The sequence below is a fragment of the Sanguibacter hominis ATCC BAA-789 genome (assembly GCF_012396185.1).
In the GTDB taxonomy this organism is placed as follows: Bacteria; Actinomycetota; Actinomycetes; order Actinomycetales; family Cellulomonadaceae; genus Flavimobilis; species Flavimobilis hominis.
The window spans coordinates 1136088-1159292 of the sequence record NZ_JAAXOW010000001.1 but is presented as its reverse complement, the minus strand read 5'-3'; the positions used below and the strand labels follow the sequence as shown (position 1 = coordinate 1159292).

14 protein-coding genes are annotated in these 23205 nt (G+C 68.2%); 8 read left to right on the top strand and 6 right to left on the bottom strand.

Annotation, left to right across the window (positions count from 1 at the left end; translation table 11 throughout):
- Nucleotides 1-140: 140 nt before the first annotated feature.
- Together HF995_RS14065 and HF995_RS05275 are read right to left on the bottom strand one after the other, a co-directional pair.
- Nucleotides 141-1478, bottom strand: a complete 1338-nt coding sequence (locus HF995_RS14065; RefSeq protein WP_168446702.1) for a Fic family protein — start codon at nt 1476-1478, stop codon at nt 141-143.
- 233 nt (nt 1479-1711) lie between these two features.
- Complete coding sequence (locus tag HF995_RS05275) at nt 1712-2752, bottom strand: LLM class flavin-dependent oxidoreductase (protein WP_168446701.1); 1041 nt, start codon at nt 2750-2752, stop codon at nt 1712-1714.
- Nucleotides 2753-2995: 243 nt separating this feature from the next.
- Here HF995_RS05275 and HF995_RS13810 point away from each other — a divergent pair, with 243 nt between their 5' ends.
- Nucleotides 2996-3712 carry an Ltp family lipoprotein gene (locus HF995_RS13810; protein WP_168446700.1) on the top strand — a complete coding sequence of 239 codons (717 nt, stop codon included), beginning with the start codon at nt 2996-2998 and terminating at the stop codon, nt 3710-3712.
- On the opposite strand, the gene HF995_RS05265 is transcribed toward HF995_RS13810, so the two are convergent.
- On the bottom strand, nt 3709-4092 hold the full coding sequence (locus HF995_RS05265) for a very short patch repair endonuclease (protein WP_168446699.1): 384 nt from the start codon (nt 4090-4092) through the stop codon (nt 3709-3711). The genes HF995_RS13810 and HF995_RS05265 overlap by 4 nt on opposite strands.
- Before the next feature lie 71 nt (nt 4093-4163).
- Nucleotides 4164-5555, bottom strand: coding sequence for a DNA cytosine methyltransferase (locus HF995_RS05260; RefSeq protein ID WP_168446698.1), 1392 nt, complete (start codon nt 5553-5555; stop codon nt 4164-4166).
- A 367-nt stretch (nt 5556-5922) separates the two neighbouring features.
- Here HF995_RS05260 and HF995_RS05255 point away from each other — a divergent pair, with 367 nt between their 5' ends.
- Genes HF995_RS05255 through HF995_RS05245 form a run of 3 tightly spaced genes read left to right on the top strand, consistent with a single transcriptional unit; the run spans nt 5923 to nt 10747 of the window.
- Nucleotides 5923-8778 carry a Z1 domain-containing protein gene (locus HF995_RS05255; RefSeq protein ID WP_168446697.1) on the top strand — a complete coding sequence of 952 codons (2856 nt, stop codon included), beginning with the start codon at nt 5923-5925 and terminating at the stop codon, nt 8776-8778.
- The gene (locus tag HF995_RS05250) at nt 8775-9878 is read left to right on the top strand and encodes a ParB N-terminal domain-containing protein (RefSeq protein ID WP_168446696.1); all 1104 of its coding nucleotides are present in this window, start codon (nt 8775-8777) and stop codon (nt 9876-9878) included. The genes HF995_RS05255 and HF995_RS05250 overlap by 4 nt, the downstream gene beginning before the upstream one ends.
- A complete protein-coding gene (locus tag HF995_RS05245; RefSeq protein ID WP_168446695.1) occupies nt 9875-10747 on the top strand; it encodes a PDDEXK family nuclease in 873 nt (290 codons plus the stop codon). The genes HF995_RS05250 and HF995_RS05245 overlap by 4 nt, the downstream gene beginning before the upstream one ends.
- 580 nt (nt 10748-11327) lie before the next feature.
- Here HF995_RS05245 and HF995_RS05240 read toward each other — a convergent pair.
- Together HF995_RS05240 and HF995_RS05235 are read right to left on the bottom strand one after the other, a co-directional pair.
- Entirely contained in the window at nt 11328-12173 is an 846-nt protein-coding gene (locus HF995_RS05240; RefSeq protein WP_168446694.1) for a CPBP family intramembrane glutamic endopeptidase, read from the bottom strand.
- A gap of 82 nt (nt 12174-12255) precedes the next feature.
- Nucleotides 12256-13902, bottom strand: coding sequence for a carbohydrate binding domain-containing protein (locus HF995_RS05235; protein WP_168446693.1), 1647 nt, complete (start codon nt 13900-13902; stop codon nt 12256-12258).
- A 131-nt stretch (nt 13903-14033) separates the two neighbouring features.
- Between HF995_RS05235 and HF995_RS05230 the strand changes: the two genes are divergently transcribed.
- The 4 genes from HF995_RS05230 (at nt 14034) to HF995_RS05215 (ending at nt 23195) form a co-directional block, all read left to right on the top strand.
- Nucleotides 14034-14723 (top strand): DsbA family oxidoreductase, encoded by a 690-nt coding sequence (locus HF995_RS05230; RefSeq protein WP_168446692.1) that lies wholly within the window; start codon nt 14034-14036, stop codon nt 14721-14723.
- Nucleotides 14720-14935, top strand: coding sequence for a hypothetical protein (locus HF995_RS05225; RefSeq protein WP_168446691.1), 216 nt, complete (start codon nt 14720-14722; stop codon nt 14933-14935). The genes HF995_RS05230 and HF995_RS05225 overlap by 4 nt, the downstream gene beginning before the upstream one ends.
- A 98-nt stretch (nt 14936-15033) precedes the next feature.
- Entirely contained in the window at nt 15034-16065 is a 1032-nt protein-coding gene (locus HF995_RS05220) for a helix-turn-helix transcriptional regulator (RefSeq protein ID WP_168446690.1), read from the top strand.
- A 158-nt stretch (nt 16066-16223) separates the two neighbouring features.
- A complete protein-coding gene (locus HF995_RS05215) occupies nt 16224-23195 on the top strand; it encodes a DUF5979 domain-containing protein (RefSeq protein WP_168446689.1) in 6972 nt (2323 codons plus the stop codon).
- The last annotated feature ends 10 nt before the right edge of the window (nt 23196-23205 follow it).

Here is a 23205-nt window from a genome sequence, read left to right as displayed (position 1 = left end):
CGGACTGGCGGGGCGTCGTCATCGTGCAGGCGCGCCTGCGTCCGCGATTTCAGGTCGATCGCCGGGCTAGACGAGGAGGTCGAGCCCAACTCCAACTCCCAACCAGATTTGCACTTCCCTGGAAGTTGGAACCGCTGAGATCAGGTTGTCCTTGCGAGCTGCTGCTCGAGATCGGGAGCCGGCGTCCAGACGTGCTGTCGACCAGCTCGACCGCGGATCAGGTACCCGCGGCGTTCGAGCTCGAGCAGGTCCTGGCGCGCCGTCTCGTTGGTGACGCCGTGGCTCATGCTGTGCGAGCGCGCGCTGAACTGAACCTCCGGGTCCTTGATCGCGCGCCCGAGAAGGGCTACCTGACGGGTGTTCAGGTCGCCCTGCTGGGCTGCGAGCACCTGCGCTGCACGCTGTGCTGCGGCCTTCTGCGAGAGGTAGACGTGCAGGTCAGCGATAGCCCGCTGGATCACGCCAAGGTGGTAGATGAAGAAGTGTGTGAGGTCGCCGTTGTCTTGCTCGGTCAGCAGGAAGGATCGGGCGTACTGCGCCGGGGCTCTTCTCAAGATGCGCGAGATCGTCAAGAACTCGGTCAACCAGAAGCCCTGGTTCAGCATGCTCCAGTAGAAGACGGCGCGGGCTGTGCGCCCGTTGCCGTCCTCGAAGTAGTGGTCGAACCTCATCATGAAGTGGAGTGCGATCGCGCGGAGTACCGGCGGCAGATAGGTCTCGGAGTCGCGCTCGTTGGCGAACTTGCACAGGGCGTCGAGGCGAGCCGGCAGCTCAGCGACGGGCGGCGGCCGGTGGAGCAGCTGGTCGCCGTCGCCCCAGACTGAGACCCTCTTCGAGTCGTCGTCCTGAAGGCGGCCCGCCGCCGCCGGCTCCTTGAGTGTCCCTTCCGTGACGATCCGGTGGATCTCGCACACGAGCTCAGGTGTGAGTGGTTGGTTCCTGAGATCGACGATGTGCTGCATTGCTCGGTAGTTGTTGAGGATCATCCGCTCGCTGGTGTCGCGAGGTGCGCGCCCGCTGCGGAGAAGCTCCTTGGCGTCGCGCCTGCTCGTTGCGGCGCCCTCGAGCTGGCTCGAGGTGATCGCTTCCTCGATCAGAGAGGTGACGACATAGCGGTCGCGTGTTGCGGGGTTGGTGACGAGCTCGCTCACACGGATCGCACCGCTCGCGTCTCGGTTGATCGATTCGACCGCTTGAAGCACCTCGTCGGGGAGGGTGTAGTGAAAGCCGCTCCCGTCCATCATCTTGAGCGACGGGATCGACCGCCGGACTGCTCGTCGCGCGAAGGTGAGGGCCAGCCACCACTCCTCGTGTGTGAGGTCGCCCGGGGGGTTCTTGAAACGGAGCTTGTCCCAGGGCAGGTAGTCCCGCGTGATGTTGAGCCCCTGAGCCTCGGTGAAGATCGTGGTCAGGCGTCCGCCCTTGTCCGCAGCCGCCATGAGGTCGGAGGTGGTGGGGGGTTGTGCGGGGACTTTCACCGTCGTCTCCTTCGTGGCGCTTGGACTCAGCGTACCGCCCAACTCCAACTTCTAGATCAGATTGGAATTGGGATCCACTGGAAGTTGGTGAGGCCCGGACCTCGGCACGGGAGGGGCGCACGGTGCGCGTCCTGTACGTGACGTCGCGCCACCGGACGGGCGACGACCGCTACGTGCCGGTCGACACCTGTCGGTGGAGCGGCCGCGGGGTCGTCGTACCCGTGGGGCGCGTGTCAGGCGAGCATGTCGCGGACGAGCGGCGCGACCTGCGTGCCGTACAGCTCGATCGAGCGCGTGAGCATCGAGTGCGGCATGTTGCCGTTGGCGTACTTGAGGTCGAAGCGGCTGGCGCCGAGGCCTTCGAGGGTGCGCGCGATCTTGCGGGCCACGGTGTCCGGGCTGCCGATGGCGTAGGCGCCGTCGGGCCCGACCATCTGCCGGAACTGCCCCTCGGTGATGGGCCGGCCGCCGCGCTCCGCGAAGATGCGCGAGAAGTAGGGCGCGATGAACGGCCACGCCTCGTCGATCGCCTGCTCGTCGGTCTCCGCGACGTGGCCGGGCATGTGCACGCCGATCGGCTGGAGCGGGTTGCCGAGCTGGTCGAGCGCCCGGCGGTACAGGTCGGTGAACTGCGCGAACGCGAGAGGCTCCCCGCCGATGATGGCGAGCATGAGCGGCAACCCGTGCTGCGCGGTGCGGATGACGGACTGCGGCGAGCCGCCGACGGCGATCCACGCCTTGAGGAGGCCGTCCTCGACGTGCGGGTACACCGTGGCGTTCTCGAGGCTCGGGCGCGTCTGACCGGACCAGGTGATGGGCTCCTGCGCGCGGGCACGCATGAACAGGTCGAGCTTCTCCTCGAAGAGGATCTCGTAGTCGTTCAGGTCGTAGCCGAACAGCGGGAACGACTCGATGAACGAACCGCGCCCGAGGATCACCTCGGCGCGCCCGCCCGAGATGGCGTCGATCGTCGAGAAGCGCTGGAACACGCGCAGCGGATCCTCCGACGACAGCACCGTCACCGCCGTGCCGACGTGGATGCGCTCCGTGCGGGCCGCGATCGCCGTCGCGACGGTGTCCGGCGCTGACACCGCGAAGTCGGGGCGGTGGTGCTCACCGATACCGATGAAGTCCAAGCCGACCTGGTCCGCGAGCACGCCCTGCTCGACGACCTCGCGGATCGTCTGCGCGTGCGAGCTCAAGGAGCCTCCGGACGTGGTGGACGTGTCGCCGAAGGTGTCGAGACCAAGCTCGAGCGGGAAGGGGGTGGGCATGTCGGGTCAACGGCGGCGATGGTGCGGGCATTCCCGCCGCATGCAGCACTCAGAACGGACAGCGGTGATGCCTTGTGGAGGGGCGCCGTCAGGCCGATAGGAACAGTTAAGGCGAGGATCTCCCCGCAACTGCTGACATTGGAGTCTGCGATGAGTACTCAGGCACCGTTCCCCCCTGCGCAGGGCGGTCCACCGCCCGTGCTAGCTACTACGTCGAAGCGGGCTTGGTACAAGAAGAAGCGCGTGATCATCCCGACCGCCGCTGTCGTGCTCGTGGCGTGGGCGGGTTCGCAGGGCGATCCGGAGAAGCCTGAGACGCCGCCGTCGACGGTTGCGCAGCAGAGCAGCCCCGCAACCACTTCCCCTGCCGAGAGCCCGAGCACCCCGGCCCCGCAGGCGACACCTGAGGTCAAGGAGACTGAGCCGACCGCGGAGGAGAAGGCCGCTGCGGCGGCTGCGGCCGCTGAGGAGGCAGAGGCGCTGAAGGCTGAGGAGGCGGCGAAGGCACTCGCCGACCTGATCGCGAGCGGTACGAGCGAACAGCAGAACGCGCTGCGGAGCGCGGAGGGCTACGTCGGGTTCTCGGCTTTCTCGAAGAAGGGCCTGATCAAGCAGCTGAAGTTCGAGGGATACCCCGACGCTGATGCCAAGTGGGCGGCGGACCTGGTCGAGGTCAGCTGGAACGACGAGGCGCTCGAGTCTGCTGAGGGGTACCTCGACTTCTCGGCGTTCTCCAAGAGCGGCCTCGTCAAGCAGCTGAAGTTCGAGGGCTTCACGCGGAAGCAGGCAGACAAGGCTGTAGATCGGGTCGACGTCGACTGGAAGGAGCAGGCGGCCAAGTCTGCGGAGAACTACCTCGAATTCTCCTCGTTCTCACGCAGCGGGCTCATCCAGCAGCTGAAGTTCGAGGGTTTCACGCAGAAGCAAGCCGAGTACGGGGTCAAGAAGGCCGGACTCTAGGAGCGATCTCGGAGGTCCTCGAGCGTCCGCAGGACGACCCGGGCCACTTCCGTCGGGTCGGTGTGCTCCCAGAACCTGAGGACGGTCCAGCCCGCTTCGATCAGCACTCGGTCGGTATCTCGGTCGCGTGCAGTGTTGGCGGCGAGCTTCTGCTGCCACCACGCTGAGTTGGAGCGCGGTCGTGTCCCGTGCTCGGGACAGCCGTGCCAGAAGCAACCGTCGACGAAGATCGCCAGGCGGACCCTTGTAAAGGCGACGTCGATGGTTCTGCGTCGTTGCCCGGGCACGGGGTACGTGACTCGGTATCGGAGCCCGAGCGCATGGAGCTGGCGCCGGAGCGCGAGCTCCGGCGCGGTGTCTCGACGCCTTGCGATTGACATGCGCGCCGAGACCGCAGGCGACGACGAACCCGGGTGCGCGGGTACGTGCTGCGGGACCGGCGGGTCGCCCATCAGCGTGCGAGAGCCGCCTGGGCGTCTCGGTAGCGCTGCTGGCCGGCGGCGAGGACCTGCGGGAGGATGTCGTCTGGGGTCTTCGGTGCGTCGTCTCGGACAGCCTTGAGGATCGCGCGACCCCTGGCAGTCGTCTCGAGGATCCGCGCGTCCCGTTCGACGTGCTTCCGGAGGACGTGCCAGACGGCCCCGACAGAGACGCCGTTGCCGAGCTGCTTGTAAGACTTCGCGTCAGGCTGTGAGCCGAAGTCAAAGTTGCTCGGGAGGCCCTGGAGCCGTGCGGCTTCTGCGGGTGTCAGCCGACGCCGCTGCGGCCCAATGATTGACGTCTGGGTGATGGCTACGAGCGCCGGGAGGTGCGTGGGCCGCTTCGCGCGGATTCCGGACGGGCGCAACTGCATCACGCAGTCCCACAGCGTCGGGGTGTCCTGCGCCTGCCACTCGAGCTTGCGGCGGGACGGAGGGAATTCGTCAATGCGGTGGTGCTCACGCCACGCGTCGAGGATCTGCTGGTGCTGCGTGTAGAAGGCAGCGTTCTTGCGCAGGAAGTTCGCCTTCCATGCCGGTGTGCCGAGCGGGATGTCGAGGGTGCTCTCGTGAACCCAGTGGTCGGCCCAGATCGGGAAGCCAGGGAGCTTAGCTGCACCGGTGGAACCCGCGCGGCGCTTCTCGGCGGCCCAGATGAGTTGCACGAACTCGTCCCAGGCGTTGATCCAGCGGATCTCTTCTGCGGTGAGGGAGTAGCGGGGGTCGACGGCCTCGACGTCGAGCGGCAGGTCCTGGGTGAGGTCCCACTCCTCGTCCCCGCGACCGTCCTCGTGGACAAGAGGCAGCGGGACATCGTCGTGGTCCATGACATGGTCCGGGTCGTAGGTCGCGGTGATGAAGACGCGCTCGCGCACCTGGGGCCGGCCGCCGCGTGAGAGTGGCAGGAGGTGCGGTGAGAACACGGCGGGCGCCTCGGCTACGCGGTAGCCAGCGCTGCGCAGGCGATCGATGATCACTTCCCACTCGTGACGGTGACGCGGTCCCGCCAGGTTCCTGACATTCTCGAGCAGGACGACCGTGGGCCGGTGTGCCTCGATGATCTTCATGATGTTGAAGAAGAGCGTGCCTCGCGTCTCGTCCATGCCCAGCTGGGCGCCGGACTTGGAGAACGGCTGACACGGGAATCCTGCGGCGAGGATGTCGTGGTCCGGGACGTTCATCGTCTCGTCGTTGGCGTCCGCGGTGATGTCGCCGAGGGGCGAGTGGCCCCAGTTGCGCTCGTAGACCGCCGCGGCGTGCTTGTCGATCTCGACGGAGTAGACGCCTCGCCCGCCGAGCGACTCAAGGACGGCGGCAAACCCGCCGATGCCTGCGAAGAGGTCGACGTAAGTGAAGGGGGGCATAGCGGCGGTCATCGTTCTCCGGTTCGGACATGGTCCCTCGCCGAGGGTGGCTCAGCTGTACACGCGTACGAGCTTGAACAGCTTAGCAGCTCCCTCTGACGCGGGCCCGCGGACCCGCCGTGGCGCGGCGACATGTCTGGCCGCTTGCGGGTCAGCTTCGATAGAAGTTTGGGTGCGGTAAGCGTGCGGCTCAACACGCCGGCACCAAACCCAACGCAGTAGGGACACTTGATGCCTTGGATCTGCCACTCTGTAGGCGAGCTGCTTTCGGCTCGTTGGCCGCGTAGTGGCCACTGAGCTTAGTCGAGGTAGATGACTTCACGACTAGTCTTGCCGCGATGACCAGTGTGGGACCGCGAATTGGTAGGTGAACGGGTACTTGACTGACCTCAGGCGCGCTTCAGGCGGAACGCAAGAGCGCGATCGCCGCATCTATGAGATGCGGCGCGACGGTGCCACGCTCGAAGAGATCGGCCGCCTCTTTGGTATCACGCGGGAACGCGCGAGGCAGATCATCAAGAGGCTTGGTGGGGTCGCTCGGGAGGATGTGAGAGCCGCGCGCGATACCGCTCGGGGGGCGCGCGACGAGAGGGTGCGTGCACGGATCCTGGCGCTCGCAGCAACAGGCCTCGCGCGCTCGATGTCTCAGATCGCCCTGATGGCGAATCTCGATGAGGCCGAAGTGCAGCGAATCGGCGGCAAGGACCTCAAGGCGTTCCTCGGAGCTAGGAAAGAGGCGGCTGCCAGGTGGTCACGAGAGGACATAATCGCGGCAATTGCAGCGGCCTCAACATATGCGTGGCCTCTTTCGAGGAGTGCGTACCAGAAGTTGGTCGATACGGGGGAGATCGTCGGTCCTAGCGCCGCGAGGATCGAACAAGTCTATGGATGGGGCGCCGCATGCGCCCTGGCCGGTGTTGAGAGCAGGCAGAGCCCCCGGGCTTACTATCAGTCCAACTGGACAGACGACGATCTCTGGCACTTCGCACGGCGCTACATAGACGAGGCCGGTTCAGCGGCAACCTTCTATGGGTATGACGGTTGGCGCGCGAGCCATGCTTCGGAGGGCCCGTCCAGCGGCGTGCTACGCCAGCGCCTCGGGAGGTGGAGCGAGATCCGCCGTCGGGTTCTGATCGAGAGGGAGACCATGAGTGCCGATGTGCTCGCAGGGAAGGAAGCCCTGCTGATCGATGAGATGCTGGCAGCGAGGATGGACGATCAGAGCCGTGCGCGGGTTTGGAAGTCCGTGATCAACATCCTCGACCGAGGTCCGCAGCGAACGGGGCTCGGCGGACAGACCGGGCTTGCGCTCGGATACGTCCAGTCTGGAAAGACCACGTCGATCACTGCGCTCATTGCGGCCGCAGCAGATCAGGGGTACCAGGTCATCGTTGCCGTATTGGGCGGAACGAACCTGCTGCTCGATCAGAACAGGCAGCGGCTGGAGGCGGCTCTCAGGATTCAGACTCGCAAGGACTACCGCTGGATTAGTGAGCCGAACCCCTCCGGTATCCCCACCGCGAAGCGCATCGGCGATCGGGTGGAGAACGGGCGGGCCGTCTTGATCCCCGTGCTGAAGCACGCGGGCCGGCTGAACGCACTCGCGGCCGTCTTGGACGCCGTGCCGGCTATCGAGCAGGTGCCGGTTCTCATCATCGACGACGAAGCGGACCAGGCCTCGCTGAACACCAGCACGGAAGCAGAGAGCAAGACATACGAGGCCATCAGGGTTCTCCGCTCGAGAGTTCCTAAGCATCTCTACGTCCAGTACACGGCCACGCCATACGCGCCGCTGATGCTCGATTCCAGCGACCTCCTCAGCCCTGACTTTGTCGAATTTCTCGAGCCGGGAACTGGCTACACGGGAGGTCGTGAATTCTTCGTGGACTTCGCTGATCAGGTGATTCGGGACGTTCCCCTGCTCGACGAGCAGACGCCGCGAGACCTCCCGCTGGAGTTGCCAGCGAGCCTCCTCTCGGCACTAGGGTCCTTTGTAGCCGGTGCCGCGATACTCCTGGCTCGTCAACCGGACGCGGCTCCTGTGAGTATGCTCATTCATTCCACTCAGCGAAACGACGTGCAGGAGCGCTATCGCTTTCTAGTAGAGAGAGAAGTGCGCAGGTGGCGCACTGCCGTCGACAGTGCAGCCGACGTCCAAGGGCTCCCGAAGGTCGTCTTGCAGGAGCGCGGTATTCTAGGCGAGCGCGGCGCCCCCGAGCTGGATGACGATACCTTTCTTGCAAAGGTGCGATGGGTGCTCCGTGAGACCTCATTGTGGCTCGTGAACTCGACATCTGCTTTGAACAGAGTCGCATGGAACGTCACTCCAGTTCACATCCTGATTGGCGGGAACAAACTCGACCGCGGATTTACCGTCGAAGGCCTGACGGTCACGTACATGAACCGCCCGCCTAGCGCTCAGGTTGACACGCTGGAGCAGCGCGCCCGCGCTTTCGGTTACCGCAGGGACCAACTACCGTACTGCCAGTTCTTCGCGACGAAGCGGACCATACGTTCCCTGCGTGACATTGTCTTCACCGAGTACGACCTGAGGGCCCAGCTGCAGGACCACGTCGACGATGGTGGGACGGTCCACTCGTGGGCGAGAGATCTTGGCCTCATGTTGCCAGAGGGCATGAAGCCCACGCGGGACGCAGTTGTGAGCCAACTCGAATATTGCCCGACAGGGTGGGCGTCGATCCGTCTGCCCCGGATTACGCCTGATTCAATCGAAGCAAACGCCGCGATCGTTCGGGGCGTCGGTCTCCTTGACGCCGACCCTGTCGACTACGGCCGCCTCGCACTGCGGACAGTGCACCTCTCTGTCTCCGACATAGTCGAGCGGGTCATCAATCCGTGGGTCGCAGATCCTTACGGGCCGTCTTGGCGTCTGCGGGATGTAGTTGAAGTGCTATCTCGTGTTGAAGACCAATCAAAGCTCGTGCCCGTGATCCTTATGGAAGAGGACGGCCGTGCTCGAATCCGAAAGTGGGACATGGAGACCGGATTCGTCAATCTCTTCCAGGGGCGGGACAATGTCCGCACGGAGGGCGGGCCATCATATCCCGGCGACCGTGCTATTGGCGGGATCGCCGATGACCCGAGTTCCGTCGTTGTTCAGATTCATCGCGTTGCGCGCCGCGGGGATGCCGAGAATGAACTATTCACTCTCGCCGTCCACCTCGGCGACCGCAAGATTGTTCGGAAGGGGACACTGGCATGAGTTACGACCGATCCGGCATCCGCACTGGTGAACTCAAGCACGTACCGATTTCAGCACTCCTGCTCGATCCACATAACCCTCGTCTCCCGGCCTCGCGGCAGAGAGGTGATCAGGCGGACCTGGCAGTGGACCTCGAACTGGGCTTCGATGCGTTCGCCGTGGCTCAGTCGATCGCAGATAACGGGTTCTTTGCCGCGGAACCGTTGATCGCAATCCCTGCAGAAGAGCAGGGTAAGTACGTCGTTGTGGAGGGAAACCGTCGTCTCACCGCCCTCTTGGGCCTCGCGTATCCTGAGATCCGCGACCAGTTCGCTGAGCCGTCACGTTGGTCCAAGGTGGCGGATGCTGCAGCGCTGACGCCAGACGTGGTGGTCCCCATCGTGGTTCACGCGGATCGTGAGTCGACCCACGTGGAAGTGTCGCGCGCTCATGTCGTCGGGAAGCTTCAGTGGCGGCCGTACATGCAGGCACGGTTCATTGCTGCTCGCGTCGCAGAGGGGCGGTCGATCAAGGAAGTTGCGGAACTGATCGGAATCACCAAGAGCAAGGCGGCTGATCTATACCGTGACCAAGCCATCGTCGGGCAGGCTGCGTCGGTCGGGCTCAACACGGGGAACGTTGAGGGCGCCTTCTCGCTGCTGACGGTGGCCATGGGCAACACGAAGCTCAGAAACCACATCGGTGCGCCACTGGGTTCACGACTGGTGCCCGGCGAGGACCCGGTGCCAGCCGGGAAGCTCGAGGAACTCAAGGAAGTCATCTCGTGGGTATTCGGGGACGAGGATGCGGAGCCCGTCATCACCGATTCTCGCCAGATGAGTGCGCTCGGCAACGTCGTTGCGAGCGACGTCGGGGTCGGTGCCTTGCGCGCGGGCAAGAGCCTCGACGAGGCGAAGCAACAGGTTCAGAACGCGGGCATGGACCCCAGAGAGAGGCTCTTGAAGCGAATCACTGCAGCGACGAACGCCCTAGGTGCAGCGAGTGATGATCTGGCGGAGTACGCCAGTGACAGTCAGGTGATCGGGCTCCTGTCGGATCTCGAGGCTCTAGTCGAGTCGATGCGAAACGTGGTCGATCAGGCAGCCGATGAGGTCGAGTGACGATGACAATCAGGGGACGGGACCGTATAGCTGACTGGATAGAGACGGTACTCCTGGTCCGGGGGTCTCGACCGCTCGGGATAGATCCGCTCAACAAGTACTTTGAGGCGCGCCACGGTCTGGAGCCTCAGATGGTGAGTACCGGGGTCCGGGAAATGTCTCGACGAGCTGGAGTTCTCGGCGACGCCTACCCGTTTCATGTGAATGAGTTCGCAGTTCGATCGCATCCAGCGGCAGGCGCGTCTGCCTACGTGGCATCGGCGCTCATGGCGCCTGGCAATCCAGTCCGGGAGTACATTAGCGCCGCCCCCGACGACGCGATGCCTGTGATCTTTGAGAACATAGTGGCGTCTGCCGTCTCCGGGATTTGGGGGCAGGCTGGCCGTGCTTTGCGCTTTGGCTGGCCATCTGAAGTTGGCAGGCCTCCAGAGTTTGATCAAGCTATCCGCTGGCTCGCGCGCACGATTGGCGTAGAGGTCGGGCAAGGCTACCGGCAGCCACGCCGCAAGGATGGAGGCGTCGACGTAGTTGCGTGGCGTCCATTTCCGGACGGCAAGCCAGGTTTCCCCGTTTTGCTCGTGCAGTGCACCCTCCAGGAAAACCTCCTGGCGAAGGGTATGGACGTAGACACGCGACTTTGGAGCTCTTGGCTGGCGATGGACGTCGATGCAATGGCTGCTCTCGCCACGCCAGTCGCGCTAGCACCCGGCACCACTTGGAATGAGCTCGCGCTCAAGTACATGGTGCTCGATCGTATTCGTATAGTTGGCCTCATCGATCCGCTTAGGGCCGATGAGATGGCCAATGATTGGGTTGACGGAACTCTGACCGAACTGCGTGGATACATGGAAGAGGTCTGCGAGCTGTGAGGCGACGCAAGAAGGACATCGTTTGCGAAATTGCTGACGCGTTCGGACGTGAAGTGCCGAAGATGTCGACTGGGTCGACCGAACCTCGCGCCATATTTGACATGGTGAACGAGGAATTGGCGCTAGGACTCTCGATCGACCTTACGAAGCCCCAGATGGCTCAGGCGATCGTCGAGTCCACCGGAGAACTTTGGGTTCCGGATTTCGAGTCAAGGGGCGGCACTGTAACGCTCAGCGGGTTGCAGGCAGTCCGGGAGGCGGTGCGGTTCTACGTCGGCGCATAGCCGGAGGATTGCTTCGTTGTCAGTCGAGCCAAACTGAGTCGGGGGTATTTCGGTGAACACGGCCGTGAACCACGAGTGGTCCCGTCGCTTGGTTCCGCCGTGAGGGCGCCGCGTGTCAGGGCGTGTGCAGGATCGAGGTGGGCGACGGCGCGTCTAATTGAAGGTACAGCTTGCCCGTGCAAGCTTTGGCGCAAGAGCCGACCGCGCTTCCGAAGTTCTTCGGGCTGGCGAACAGACGAGCGGTCGCCCGTAATGCACTCTCGGTTTGCTGAGGCTCGAGGGGCGCATTTGGACACTCAAGGCCTCATGGGTCTCGAGAGGTCAGGCTGTGAGAGCGGAAACACGTCGAACCGCCCCGGGTCATGCGCGTGCATGATCGCCATGAAGACGATCGCGTCGAAGAGCAGGTGCACGATCAGCACGAGGGTGAGGGAGCGGGTGCGGGCGAAGATCGTGCCCTGGATGAGTGCGAACGGGAACGTCAGCAGCGGTCCCCACTCGCGGTAGCCGAGCTCCCAGAGGAACGACGCGAAGATCGTCGCCTGCAGCAGGTTCGCCTGCCAGACCGGGAAGTGCCGCAGCAGCAGCGCGAAGCACACGCAGATGAAGAACAGCTCGTCCCACGTGCCCACCGCGTTCACGCCCACGAAGAAGCGCGCCGTCTCGCCGGCGTCGTCGATCGACGGCCAGTTCACGTACGCGCCCGAGCGGATGAAGTACCAGGGCAGCACCAGCCAGCCGATCACGGGCACGGCGACCATGTACCACTTGTCGACCGTCGGCCACCGCTCACCCGTGCGCCACGGGAAGCGGATCGCCCGCCGCCCGTACACCCACCTGTCCACAGCGAACGGCACCGCCACCGCGAGCAGCAGCACCGCACCGATCCGCAGGAACGGCCCCCAGTCCAGGTCCGCCTCGACCGACGTCGTCGAGATGATCGTCAGCCCCGACCCGATCAGCAGCAGGTCCTTGCCGAGCTCACGTCCCGCCGCGAACCCGAGCGCCAGCGCGACCACGAGCACGACGTGCCCGAGCGGGCGGGCATGGACACCGAACAGCAGCACGGCCGACGCCGATACTCCCGCGGCGGCCAGCAGACCGACGTAGGGATGGTCGCGGGCGACGACGTCGGCGGTCATGGTCCCAGGCTGCCGCAGCGGCACGGCACTCGCTCGCCCACGCCCGCTCGAGGACTGCGCGAGCAGGCGTGGGTCGCAGCGTTCAGTCCTGGAAGTAGAAGTTCGTCAGCCCGAGCACCACGCCCGCACCCGCAGGCGAGGGCTTGCCGCGCACGTCATGCTCGATCGCGATCGACATGCGCTCCTTCTTGCCGTTCGCGTACCGCAGCTCGACGACGCCCTTCTTCACCACCTTGTACGTCCCGCGGTTCGCCGGCGGTGCCGAGCTCCAGTACTGGCCGATGCCCGGCCAGCTGCCGATCGACGTGCGCGCCCACACGAAACGGCCGTTCTTCGCGAGAGTGAGCCGCTCCGTCCACGAGGTGCACGAGAGCAGGCAGTATCCCGACCAGTTCTGGTGCACCAGGTCCGCTGTGAACCGCGCGCCCTTCTTCGGCAGCGTCGCCGGGGAGAAGCTCGACTTCTGCTCGCCCTTGGCCACCCGATACGAGTACCCCGTCGTCCTCACCGTGAACTTCTGCTTGCCGATCTTTGCGACGCCGCGGCGCGCGTCATACGAGTACCGCTTGCACGTCTTCGTGGTCGTGCGGCACTTCGGGGTGCGACCCTTCGCGTCCCCGACGTACACCCACTTCTTGTCGACAAACCACATCGTCGTGTTGTCCCAGCCGGAGTACGAGCCGACGTTCGTCGGCTGATAGCCCCAGAAGAAGCGCCCCGCGAGGGACGTGTACTTCTTCGGCGCCGGTGTGCGCGCGATCGTGAACGACTTCGTCGCCTTGTAGCCGCCGTCGGCTGTCACCGTGAAGGTGATCTTGCGGGACTTCGCGCCCTTGAGCTTCACCTTGTAGACCACGCCGTACTTCGTGCTGCGGTCCTCGATCGTGCCGAGCGAACGGCTCGCATTCTTGATGGTCATGCTCGCGCCCTTGGCGCTGATCCGGACGTTCTTCGCCGCACCTCGCCCGGAGTTGCGCACGTCGAGGCGCAGCGTCGTCCACTTGCCCGCTCGTGCGCCCTGGACCGGCTCGCCGCCGGTCATGCCGAGCACCGGCTTGTAGACCTCGTCCATGCCTTCCGCGTAGAACGACTGGTACCGGGTGGCGCCGTCCGTGCTCTGCACGGTCGCAAACCCGCACTCCAGGTCCGCGTTGCGGAACGTCCCCGCAGCCGACGAGGTCAACGTCACGTTCGCGCCGCGGTCAGCACGCGAGACACCGAAGGACCCCGTCACCGAACCCGCCGCACCGATGTGGGCACCAGAGGCCGCGCCGCCCGGCTGGGACTCCACACCGAGAGCGGCACGGGGCACGCACGACGACCCGTCCCATTCGCCGAGCCACACGATGACCACCGCGCGGGCCGCCGACGTCGGCGCGGCTGCGAACGTCACGGACGCGTGCAGCCGCTGCGCGACGAGATCCTGTGTGGCGACCACCTTCGTGACCCGCTGCGCGGCGCTCGGCGACGCCGACTCGCGCGGGTCCGCGATCGTCACCGTCCTGCGCAGCAGCCCGTCCGAGAACGCCGACGCCGCGACCGCCGAGCCGACCACCCCAGCGCCCACCGCCACAGCGCCGGCCGCGCGAGGCGCCGCTTCCGGCGTCGGGAACTGCACCTCAGCAGGCGCCACTGCCCGCCCAGGCGCCGCGCCTGCGGGCGAGACACCGCCCAAGGTGAGGGCGACAGCCGCCGCCACCACTACCGAGACCCACCGTGCCCGTGCCATACCCGCCCCTACCCCTCGCTGCCGATAGCCGGGCACAACGTATGTCGCGACGCGGAGCGCCGCGACCGCTCCCGTAGGCCGCAGGACCCTTGTCATCGGAATACACGGCGTCTTCCGTTGTTCAGCACAGTGTGAACACGGACGCGAACGCCCCCGCCCCCCTGAAGATCGACGTCTGGTCGGACGTCGCGTGCCCCTGGTGCTACGTCGGCAAGCACCGCCTCGCCGCAGGGCTCGAGCAGTTCGCCGCGAGCGGCGGCGCCGTGCCCGTCGAGATCGAGTACCACTCGTACGAGCTCGCCCCCGACACCCCCGAGGACTTCGACGGCACCGAGGTCGACTTCCTCGCGCACCACAAGGGCATGCCGCTCGCGCAGGTCGAGCAGATGCTCGCGCAGATGACGCAGATGGCCGCAGCCGAGGGCGTCGAGTTCCGCTTCGACCGCCTGCGCCACACCAAGACGCTGCGCGCCCACGAGCTGCTCCACCACGCCAAGGCCGTCGGCCTGCAGCAGGAGATGCTCGAGCGTCTCTTCGCCGCCTACTTCACCGAAGGTGAGCACATCGCGGAGCCGGAGACGCTCGCGCGTCTCGCCGCCGAGGTCGGGCTCGACGCCGACGACGTCACCGCCGCCCTCGCCGACCGTCGCCACGCCGACGCCGTCGACGCCGACATCGCCCAGGGCCGCCAGCTCGGCATCACCGGGGTGCCGTTCTACGTGGTCGACGGACGCTACGGCGTCTCGGGCGCGCAGGCTCCCGAGGTGTTCGCGCAGGTCCTCGAGCAGGTCGTCGCCGAGCGCGTCGGAGCAGCCGAGTGAGCGCGGACGTGACCGGCGGCGAGGTCGCTACCGCCGCCGCCCCCGCCGCCGCGGACACCGTGTCGATCCTCGCCGCGTTCCCCGTCGCCCAGCCGTCGCCTGCCGTGCCCGGCAGCGCGCCGGCACCCGCGGCCACAGGCCTCGCGATGCTCGGCGACGCCGGCGCGGCGTGCGTCGACGGCGTCTGCGAGCTTCCGGGGGCGTTCGCGTAGCACGTCACACCCGGCCTGGGCGATACCCCCTCAGGCATACCGGACCAACCGGGAAATGCGGCCGTCGAGACCCTGAGGATCCCCGATAACCTGCGCAGATGACCTCCGTCGACACGATCCCCGGCGCTGTGCTGCAGCGCCAGGACCGGTCGACGGAAGAGGTCCTCGCCTGGATCGCGAAGATGCTCCCCGTCGGGCGTCGCGACGTCGGCGCCGCCGAGATCGCGATGCTCCTGACGCCGCTCGGATGGGAGACCAGCTTCCCCGACCCGGCGCGCGCCCGCGGAGTGACGACGACGGTCGTCGAGGGTCGCGTCGTCGTCATGGAGTACGAGGGCGGCCCGTACACCATGCAGTTCCGGCGGGAAGGCGTTCCCGTCCCCTCGGGCGTGCGCATCGCCGCGATGGACATCCTCGTCGAAGGTGCCGCCGTCCTCGTGCAGGGGGACCAGCGCGAGCAGCTCGGGCCGGGCGCCCTGATCATCCATCCCCCGCAGGGAGACCACCGGATCGAGTGGCAGTCCGACCACTGCCGCCGGATGACGATCCTCATCACGACCCGCGTCTTCGGCCAGCTCACCGGACCAGTGCTGCGCACCTCCGACATCGCCGTCCACGACGCGCCGCTCGCCCCCGCGATGCTGGCGCTCGCGTCCGAGCTGCTCACGCCGTCGGACACCCATCTGGCCGCCGCCGCCGGCCGCGCGCTCGAAGAGCTCGTCAACGCGACGGTCGCCGCCGCGATCGACCACAGCCAGCGTGACTCCACCAACCTGCGCGCACGCATCCGCGAGCAGCTCCTCGCGCGGCACCACGAAGCGAACCTCGATGCGAGCGAGATCGCCCGCGACCTGCGCATCAGCAGGCGCCACCTCTTCGCGCAGTACGACGGCGCCGCCGACACGTTCGCGAGCGAGCTCCGCCGCATCCGTCTCAACCACGCCGCCGAGATCCTCGCGAGCCCGGACGCGAGCATCACCGTGCGTCGCGTCGCGAAGACCACCGGGTTCTCGAGCGCCGAGCAGCTCACGCGCGTGTTCCGGGAACGCTACGGCGTCCCACCGAGCGCGTACCGTGCGCAGGCGCTCGCGGCCGCGGGGGCTCCCCACGCGAACCTTCGCCAGGCCTGACCTGGTCCCGCGAGCAGGGCGTCCCCACGGGACCATGACGCGAATCACCCGGCTCCAGAGTGCACCGCCACCTGACGCAGAGTGCACGCCACCCCAGGCAGAGGGCCCTAAGTCCTTAGTCTCTCCCGGAATCCACACCTCTTCTGGGAGTCTTCGTGTTGCCTGCAGCCAGTCGTCCGCACCGCGCCCGCCGAGCGGTCGCCGCCGTCGCGGCGTTCCTCGCCACCGTCCTCACGGTGTCCCTCGGAGCGCTCCCGGCCGCCGCCGCGAGCAACGAGTACCTGCAGCTCACCAAGACCGTCGACCGGGTCGAGAACGTCGCTGGCGACAGCTACACGTTCCGCATCCAGGTCACGTGCTCCGAGGCGTCCTGCCTCGACGCCGAGCTGAGCGACGCGCTCGGCGTCTTCGCCGGGCACGAGCTGAAGAACGTCGAGCTGCGCAGCCCCGACCCGAGCCTCACGTATGTCACCGAGTGGACCTCGGACGGCGCGACGTCGGCCACCGCGCCCGCCGTCATCAAGGCGGACACGGCGCTCCGCGTCCGGTTCACGCAGCCGACCGTCAGCCCGACCGGCGTCGGCATCCAGTCCGGCCAGACGTTCACGGCAGCCCTCACGATGGCCGTCCCGACGAACCTCACCCCGGGCACCGACGAGAACCTGACCAACACCGCCCAGGTGACCGCGACCAACTCCCAGCCTGCGTCCGACAGCGCGGCCATCCACGTGACCGCGCCCATCAGCGTCGACGTCGTCCCCGGCAAGACCTGGACGCCCGCGACCCAGCCGTTCGCCGTGGGAGCCGCCTCGACCGTCACCGTGACCGGACGGAACGCTGCGAACGTCCCCGCGGACGCGCTCGTCCTCCAGGAGCCCGCCCAGGCGCCCGACGGCGCGGCGACCCTCCACGCCTCCAACCCCTTCGCGATCAAGGACCTCGACACCTTCACCGTGAGCGCCCCGGCCGGCTGCACCGCCGTCCAGGTCGACGCGTACGTCCGCTCCGGCGGCACCTGGAGCTGGGTCACGGGAAGCCCCGGACCGGCCGCATCCGCCGGACTCCCCGCAGGCGTCACCAAGGCCGACGTCGGTGGGCTCCGCGTGACGTGCACCGACGCCGTCGCAGTCTCCGGCACGCTGCGTGCCGTCATCGACGTCACGCAGCGCGAGACGCACCGCAACGACGCGTCCGACCTGTCGCTCGCCCGCCACGACCTCACCAACGTCGCGTCCGCAGCCGTGACCGTCGCCGGCAGGCCCACGGTGTCGAAGACGGCCACCGCACCCCACGCCGTCGTGCCCGCGAACCTCGCGACGACGATTACGAAGAGCTTCGCCCCCGCACGCATCTCGGCCGGGCAGAGCTCGACCCTGACCCTCACCGCTGCGCAGCTCTCCGACGTCGCCGTCCGCGAGCTCCGCATCACCGACCTCGGCTTCTTCGACACCAAGGTCCAGTTCGGCGGTCTCAAGAGCGCACCCGGCTGGCCCACCGGCGCGACCGACGCCAAGGCCGTCTACCACTTCTCCGACGGCAGCACCGCTGACGTCGTCTTCCCCGAGGGCGCCACACCCGCTACCCCGGCACCCCCGGCAGGCACCCACGTCACCGGCTTCGAGATCGTCTTCACCGGCTCGATCACCCCGAACGCCGACCCGGCCCGCGTCGTCGTCGCCGTCGACACCCCCGAGGGGAGCGTCACCGACGCGGTGACCCACACCAACACCGCGACCAGCACGATCACCGCGACCAACGGCCGCACCACCCAGGCGCAGGACGACGACACGCTCACCGTCGTGCCCGCCGCGATCGACGTCACCCTGACGAAGACCGTCGCACCCGCCGGGCCGCTGCGCCCCGGCGACCGCGCCGTCGTCTCGCTGCGCTCCGACCTCGCCGTCTCGTCGAGCTACGTCACCGCAGACACGCTGACCATCGCCGACGCCTGGGCTGGTGGGGCCGGCGAGTTCTGGAACGGCTTCAACCTCGTCTCCCTCGCACCCACGCAGATCCCTGCGAACACGGCGGTGCAGGTCGAGGTCCAGACGGCGCTCGGCACCTGGACGACCGTCCACACCGCCCCCGCCGTCGCTGCCGCCTCGCTGCTCAGCCTCACCGGCGCCCAGTTCACCTCCGGCGGCGCGTCGCTCTCCGACGTCACGGGCGTACGTCTCGTCCTGGAGAACACGCAGGGCTTCGAGGAGAGCGTCACCGTCATCCCGTACCTCGTCACGACCGCGCGCAGCGCACTGCGCACGGGCGGCCCGCTGCCCGCCGCCGCGCTCGCCAACGCGGCGACAGCCGGCGCAGAGGGCGAGACCGAGGCAGGCACCCCCCTGTCCGACACCGACGGCAAGGGCGTGAACGTCGCGGTCGAGCCGTCGCCGCCCGGCACCGGCGACGTCGCCATCCAGAAGGCGTGGTCCGACGCGACCGTCAGCGCGCAGTCCGGCCAGACGCGCACCACGACCCTGTCATGGCGCGTGAGCAACGGCCTCGAGACCGTGACGATCAGCGACCCTGCCGACCCGGCCGGACCCGTCGCCGCGAGCGTCGCCGACGCGTTCAACCTCCAGCGCATCGAGCCCCGCACCTTCTCGACGACGCCGTTCACCAACGGCTGGTACCTCAAGTACGACACGGTCACCGCTGTCGAGCTGTACATCGGCGGTACCTGGCAGGCCGTCACCCCGCCGTTGGGCGGCTGGATGAGCTCGACCGGGTTCACGGGGCACACGCTCACGGCCGCGCAGCGACGCGACGCCACGGGCGCGCGCCTCGTCCTCGCGGAGAACGTCCCCGCGCGCACCGCGGCCGCGACCGACGCCGGCTACGACCCGTACGCGCCCGCCGTGGGCGACGGCGTCGCGAGCTCGACGACCGACCGCACGTTCGTCCTGACCTGGCAGGTCCGCGAGGTCCGCCGCTCCGCGTCCAACGCCTGGGTGACCGGCACCGCGACGTACAACCACACGACGCCCGGCGTCGTGCGCAACACCGCAGGGATCGACGGGCAGCCGATCGGCGGAGGCGCGCCCGTGACGGACAGCGACCACGACGACATCACGATCGTCGACGCCGTCCCGCTCGTGCGCATCGAGAAGACGGTCACCCCTGCGGGCGAGCTGCTCGTGCCGCCCACCGGCACCGCCGCGGCGTCCTACCCGACACGGAGCTTCACCGTCACCGCGTGGAACGACTCGGTCGCCCGCGCGTCCTACCTGCGCATCACCGACCCGGCCTGCTCCGGGGTCGACGTCGCGCCCTGCCACCTCGCCGACGCCCTCGCCGACCCGTTCGCCGCGAGCGTCGACTGGCTCGCCCCGGGCGGCCAGGAGTCGGTCTTCGACCGGTTCGACCTGACCCGCGTCACGATGACGGTCACGCGCCCGACCGAGGTCGACAACAGCACGTCCGTCGCGTGGCTCCTGCGGTACGACCCGGCGACCGGTGACCTCACGTCGTCGTCGATGAGCGTCACCCAGCTCCTCGCCGCGACGCCCGCGCAGCTCGCCGACGTCGTCGGCGTGTCCGTCACGATGCAGGGCACCGACCCGACCACGACCGGCGGCACCATCTCTGCGGGCAACAAGGTCGCGCTCACGCTCGAGACGCGACTGCGCACGCACGTGCGCTCGACGGGCGACCCCCAGGAGCTCCGCGCGGGCAAGGCCCACCCGGTCGACAACCACGGGTACGCCCAGAGCTACGACCCGGTCCTCGCGCCGACCGTCGTCGCTGCCGGCACGGCGACCGCGTCGGTCCCGCTCTCGGGTGGTGCGATCGACGTGACCGCGTCCAAGTCGGTCTCCCCGACGACGATCGCCGCGCCAGCTCGCACGACCCCCGTGACCGTCACCCTGGGCGCGACCCAGGGGACCAGCACGATCTCGCCTGCCGAGGTGCGCCTGACCGACGACATCGTGACGGCCCCTCAGTTCTGGGACGAGTTCGACCTCGTCGGCCTCGGCACGATCACCCTGCCGAACGGCGCGGACCGCGTCCGCGTCGACGTGCACGGGCCGTTCGGCGCGGGTGGCGCGTCCGAGTGGCGCACGGGCACGGCAGCAACCGCTGCCGCCGTCACGCTCCCCGTGACGGGCGCTGACGTCAGCCGTGCGACCGGCATCCGGTTCGTGTTCTCCAAGGCGGACGGCACCTTCTTCTCGAGCCAGCTGCCCGCCTCCGGCTGGAGCGGCGCTGCACGGTTCACCGTGCGCCTGCGCGACACGACCCGGTCCGCCGGGAGACCGGTGGCGATCGCGGGAGCCGACCGCACCGTGCCGAACACCGTGACCGCGATCGCCGACCGCCTCACGGGCGAGGCGTCCGACGAGCGTGCCGCCGCCGCCCTCCTCACGCTGACCGAGGGCACGCGCAGGCTCGCCGTCGACAAGCTCGCGAACGAGGGCACCCGGACGGTCGACGTCGGCCGCGCGGTGCCGTGGGACCTCACGTTCCGCAACGCCGGCACCGGCTTCCTCACCGTCACCGAGCTGCGCGACACGCTCCCCACGTCGCTCCTGTGGACCGGTGAGGCGCCGGTCGTCACGGCCGACCCGGACGGCCTCATGTCCGACGACGTCACGATCGTCCAGGACGGTCAGGACCTCGTCCTCACCTGGCCCGCGACAGGCCGCACGCTCAAGCCCGGCGAGACCGTCACCGTGCGCGTCCTCCTCGAGCTGCAGGCTGGCCTGACCGCATCCCAGCAGGCGATCAACACGATGACCGTGCGGACGGCGGAGACGCTGGCCGCATGCACCCCGCTCGTAGGTTCACGCCCGGTCACTGGCGCGTGGGCAGCAGACCGGACGACGTGCGGCGTCAGCGACCACGTCTCGCCGACAGGCGGCCCGAACCTCTTCACCGTCAAGGGAGTCCGCGGAGCGGTCACCGGAGCGGCGACCCCCGAGGGGCAGGAGTGCACCCCGCTCCTCGCGGCCACCGGCGGGAGCTATTACCGCACGCCCTGCATAGCGCGCTCCGTCGTCGGCGGCACCGACCACTGGGTCCTGCGCGCGATCAACGGCGGCACGACGAACGTCGAACAGCTGACGATCTTCGACCCGCTCGCGTCGGCCGACGACACGATGATCATCTCGGGCGCCGACCGCGGCTCGAGCTACCGCCCGCGCCTCGTCCCCGGATCGCTCGACGTGTCCGCGCCCGCAGGCGCGACCGTCCGCACCGAGGTCACGACGACGCCGACGGCGTGCGCCGACACCTGGAGCGGTCTCCTCACGGGCGCCGTCTGCGAGCAGAGCGGCGAGATGTGGACCGAGGTCGCCCCCACGACCGAGTGGGACCGCGTCACCGGCCTGCGCGTGAGCGTGGACCTGCGCACCACCGGTGCGCGTGCGCTCCAGCCCGGCGCGTTCGTCGACGTCACGTTCCAGACCGTCAACGCCCTCGCCGACAGCACCTTCGCCGACGGCGTCCCCGCGAGCCCCGCGGCTGACGACGTCGTGGCCTGGAACCAGTTCGGCGTGAAGTACCGCGACGAGGGCCAGACGGCGTGGAAGAAGATCTCCCCCGCCAAGATGGGCGTCCAGGTGCTCACGGGCCCGCTCCTCGTTCGCAAGGACGTCACCGGCCCGGCCGCGGCGTTCGCACCCGGCTCCTTCACCGCAGACGTGTCGTGCACGCTGGGCGGTGCGGAGCTCGACCTCGGCCCGATGCCCGTCGTCCTCGACGACGCCGGTGACCACGAGCACCAGATCGACGGCATCCCCGTGGGCGCGCAGTGCGCCGTCGAGGAGACCGGCGCGCTCGGCGCCTTCGGCGAGACCATCCGGTCCGCCGGCGCGACCGTGACGATCACGGCCGACGCGACGGGCGGCGTCGTGCCGGCCGCGCAGGTCGCGACCCTCACCAACACCTACGCGTACAGCGGCCTGTCCGTCACGAAGGTCGTCGACACGAAGGCCGACCGCGGCGTCGCGACGACGTTCTCGTTCGAGCTCTCCTGCACCGCGGCCGTCTCCGGGACCCCGGTCCTCTTCGGGGGCGACCCGACGCTCCGCTTCGACCTGGCCGGTGGCGACACCTACACCGTCCCCGCCGGCACGATCCCGGCCCGCGCCGAGTGCGAGCTCGCCGAGGTCAGCGACGGCGACGCTGACAGCGTCGTCGTGGTCGGCGACGGCGTCACGGTCACCGGGACGGGGACGGCTGACGTCGCGATCGGCGTCACCCCCAACGCCGTCACCGTGACCAACGCGTTCGACGCAGGCATCCTCGCCGTCACCAAGAAGGTCGACGGCGCGGCCGCGGAGCACGGCACCGGCCCGTTCGGCTTCACCGCGCGGTGCACGTACCGTGGCGCGAACGTCCTCGACGAGAAGTTCGACCTCGTCGGCGGCGCGACCCGTACCTTCGGGACGTTCCCCGCGGGGACCACGTGCGTCGTCGCCGAGGTCACGAAGGGCGGCGCCACGCGCACCGCCCTCGCCCCGGCCGACGGCACCGTGCTCATCGAGGCACCCCAGCCGGGCGAGACCGTCTCGACCGCGACCGTGCGTGCGACGAACACCTTCGACGAGACGTCTCTCACGGTCGTCAAGACCATCGAGGGCGACCTCAGCGCCCCGGGCGCGAACGGTCCGTTCGTCGTCGAGCTCGCGTGCACGCTCGAGCGCGACGGCACCACGTCCCCGGTCGCCGTGCCCGGCGGCGCGGAGCGCACGCTCCGCGCACCGAGCCTCACGACGACCTACGAGCACCTGCCCGTCGGCGCGACGTGCGTCCTCACGGAGACCGGGACCGGCGGCGCGACCTCGACGCGGGCAGACGTCGTCGTCGGCGGGAGCGTCGCCGCGGCCACCGGGACGACGATCCCCGTCGACGGCCTGTCCACCACGACCGCCCCCGGGGAGGCCGAGGTGCAGCTCGTCAACCACTTCGACTCGATCACGAAGGACCCGCAGGGCGGCCCTGACGAGCCCGTCGCGGGCGGCGACGACCCGGACGACCCGGACGACCCCGCCGACGAGACCCGCCCGCCGGCAAGGCTCCCGGTCACCGGCGCACAGATCGCGTCGCTCGCGGCTCTCGCCGCGCTGCTGCTCGGTGCGGGCGGCTACCTCGTGAGCGTCCGCCGACGCCGCGGCTCGCACCAGGTCTGACCCAGCGGCA

Coding starts and splice junctions, on each gene's coding strand:
- HF995_RS05265 (WP_168446699.1), bottom strand. CDS start 4,092: ATGTCAATCGCAAGGCGTCGAGACACCGCGCCGGAGCTCGCGCTCCGG.
- HF995_RS05250 (WP_168446696.1), top strand. CDS start 8,775: ATGAGTTACGACCGATCCGGCATCCGCACTGGTGAACTCAAGCACGTA.
- HF995_RS05275 (WP_168446701.1), bottom strand. CDS start 2,752: ATGCCCACCCCCTTCCCGCTCGAGCTTGGTCTCGACACCTTCGGCGAC.
- HF995_RS05260 (WP_168446698.1), bottom strand. CDS start 5,555: ATGCCCCCCTTCACTTACGTCGACCTCTTCGCAGGCATCGGCGGGTTT.
- HF995_RS05220 (WP_168446690.1), top strand. CDS start 15,034: ATGACCTCCGTCGACACGATCCCCGGCGCTGTGCTGCAGCGCCAGGAC.
- HF995_RS05240 (WP_168446694.1), bottom strand. CDS start 12,173: ATGACCGCCGACGTCGTCGCCCGCGACCATCCCTACGTCGGTCTGCTG.
- HF995_RS05235 (WP_168446693.1), bottom strand. CDS start 13,902: ATGGCACGGGCACGGTGGGTCTCGGTAGTGGTGGCGGCGGCTGTCGCC.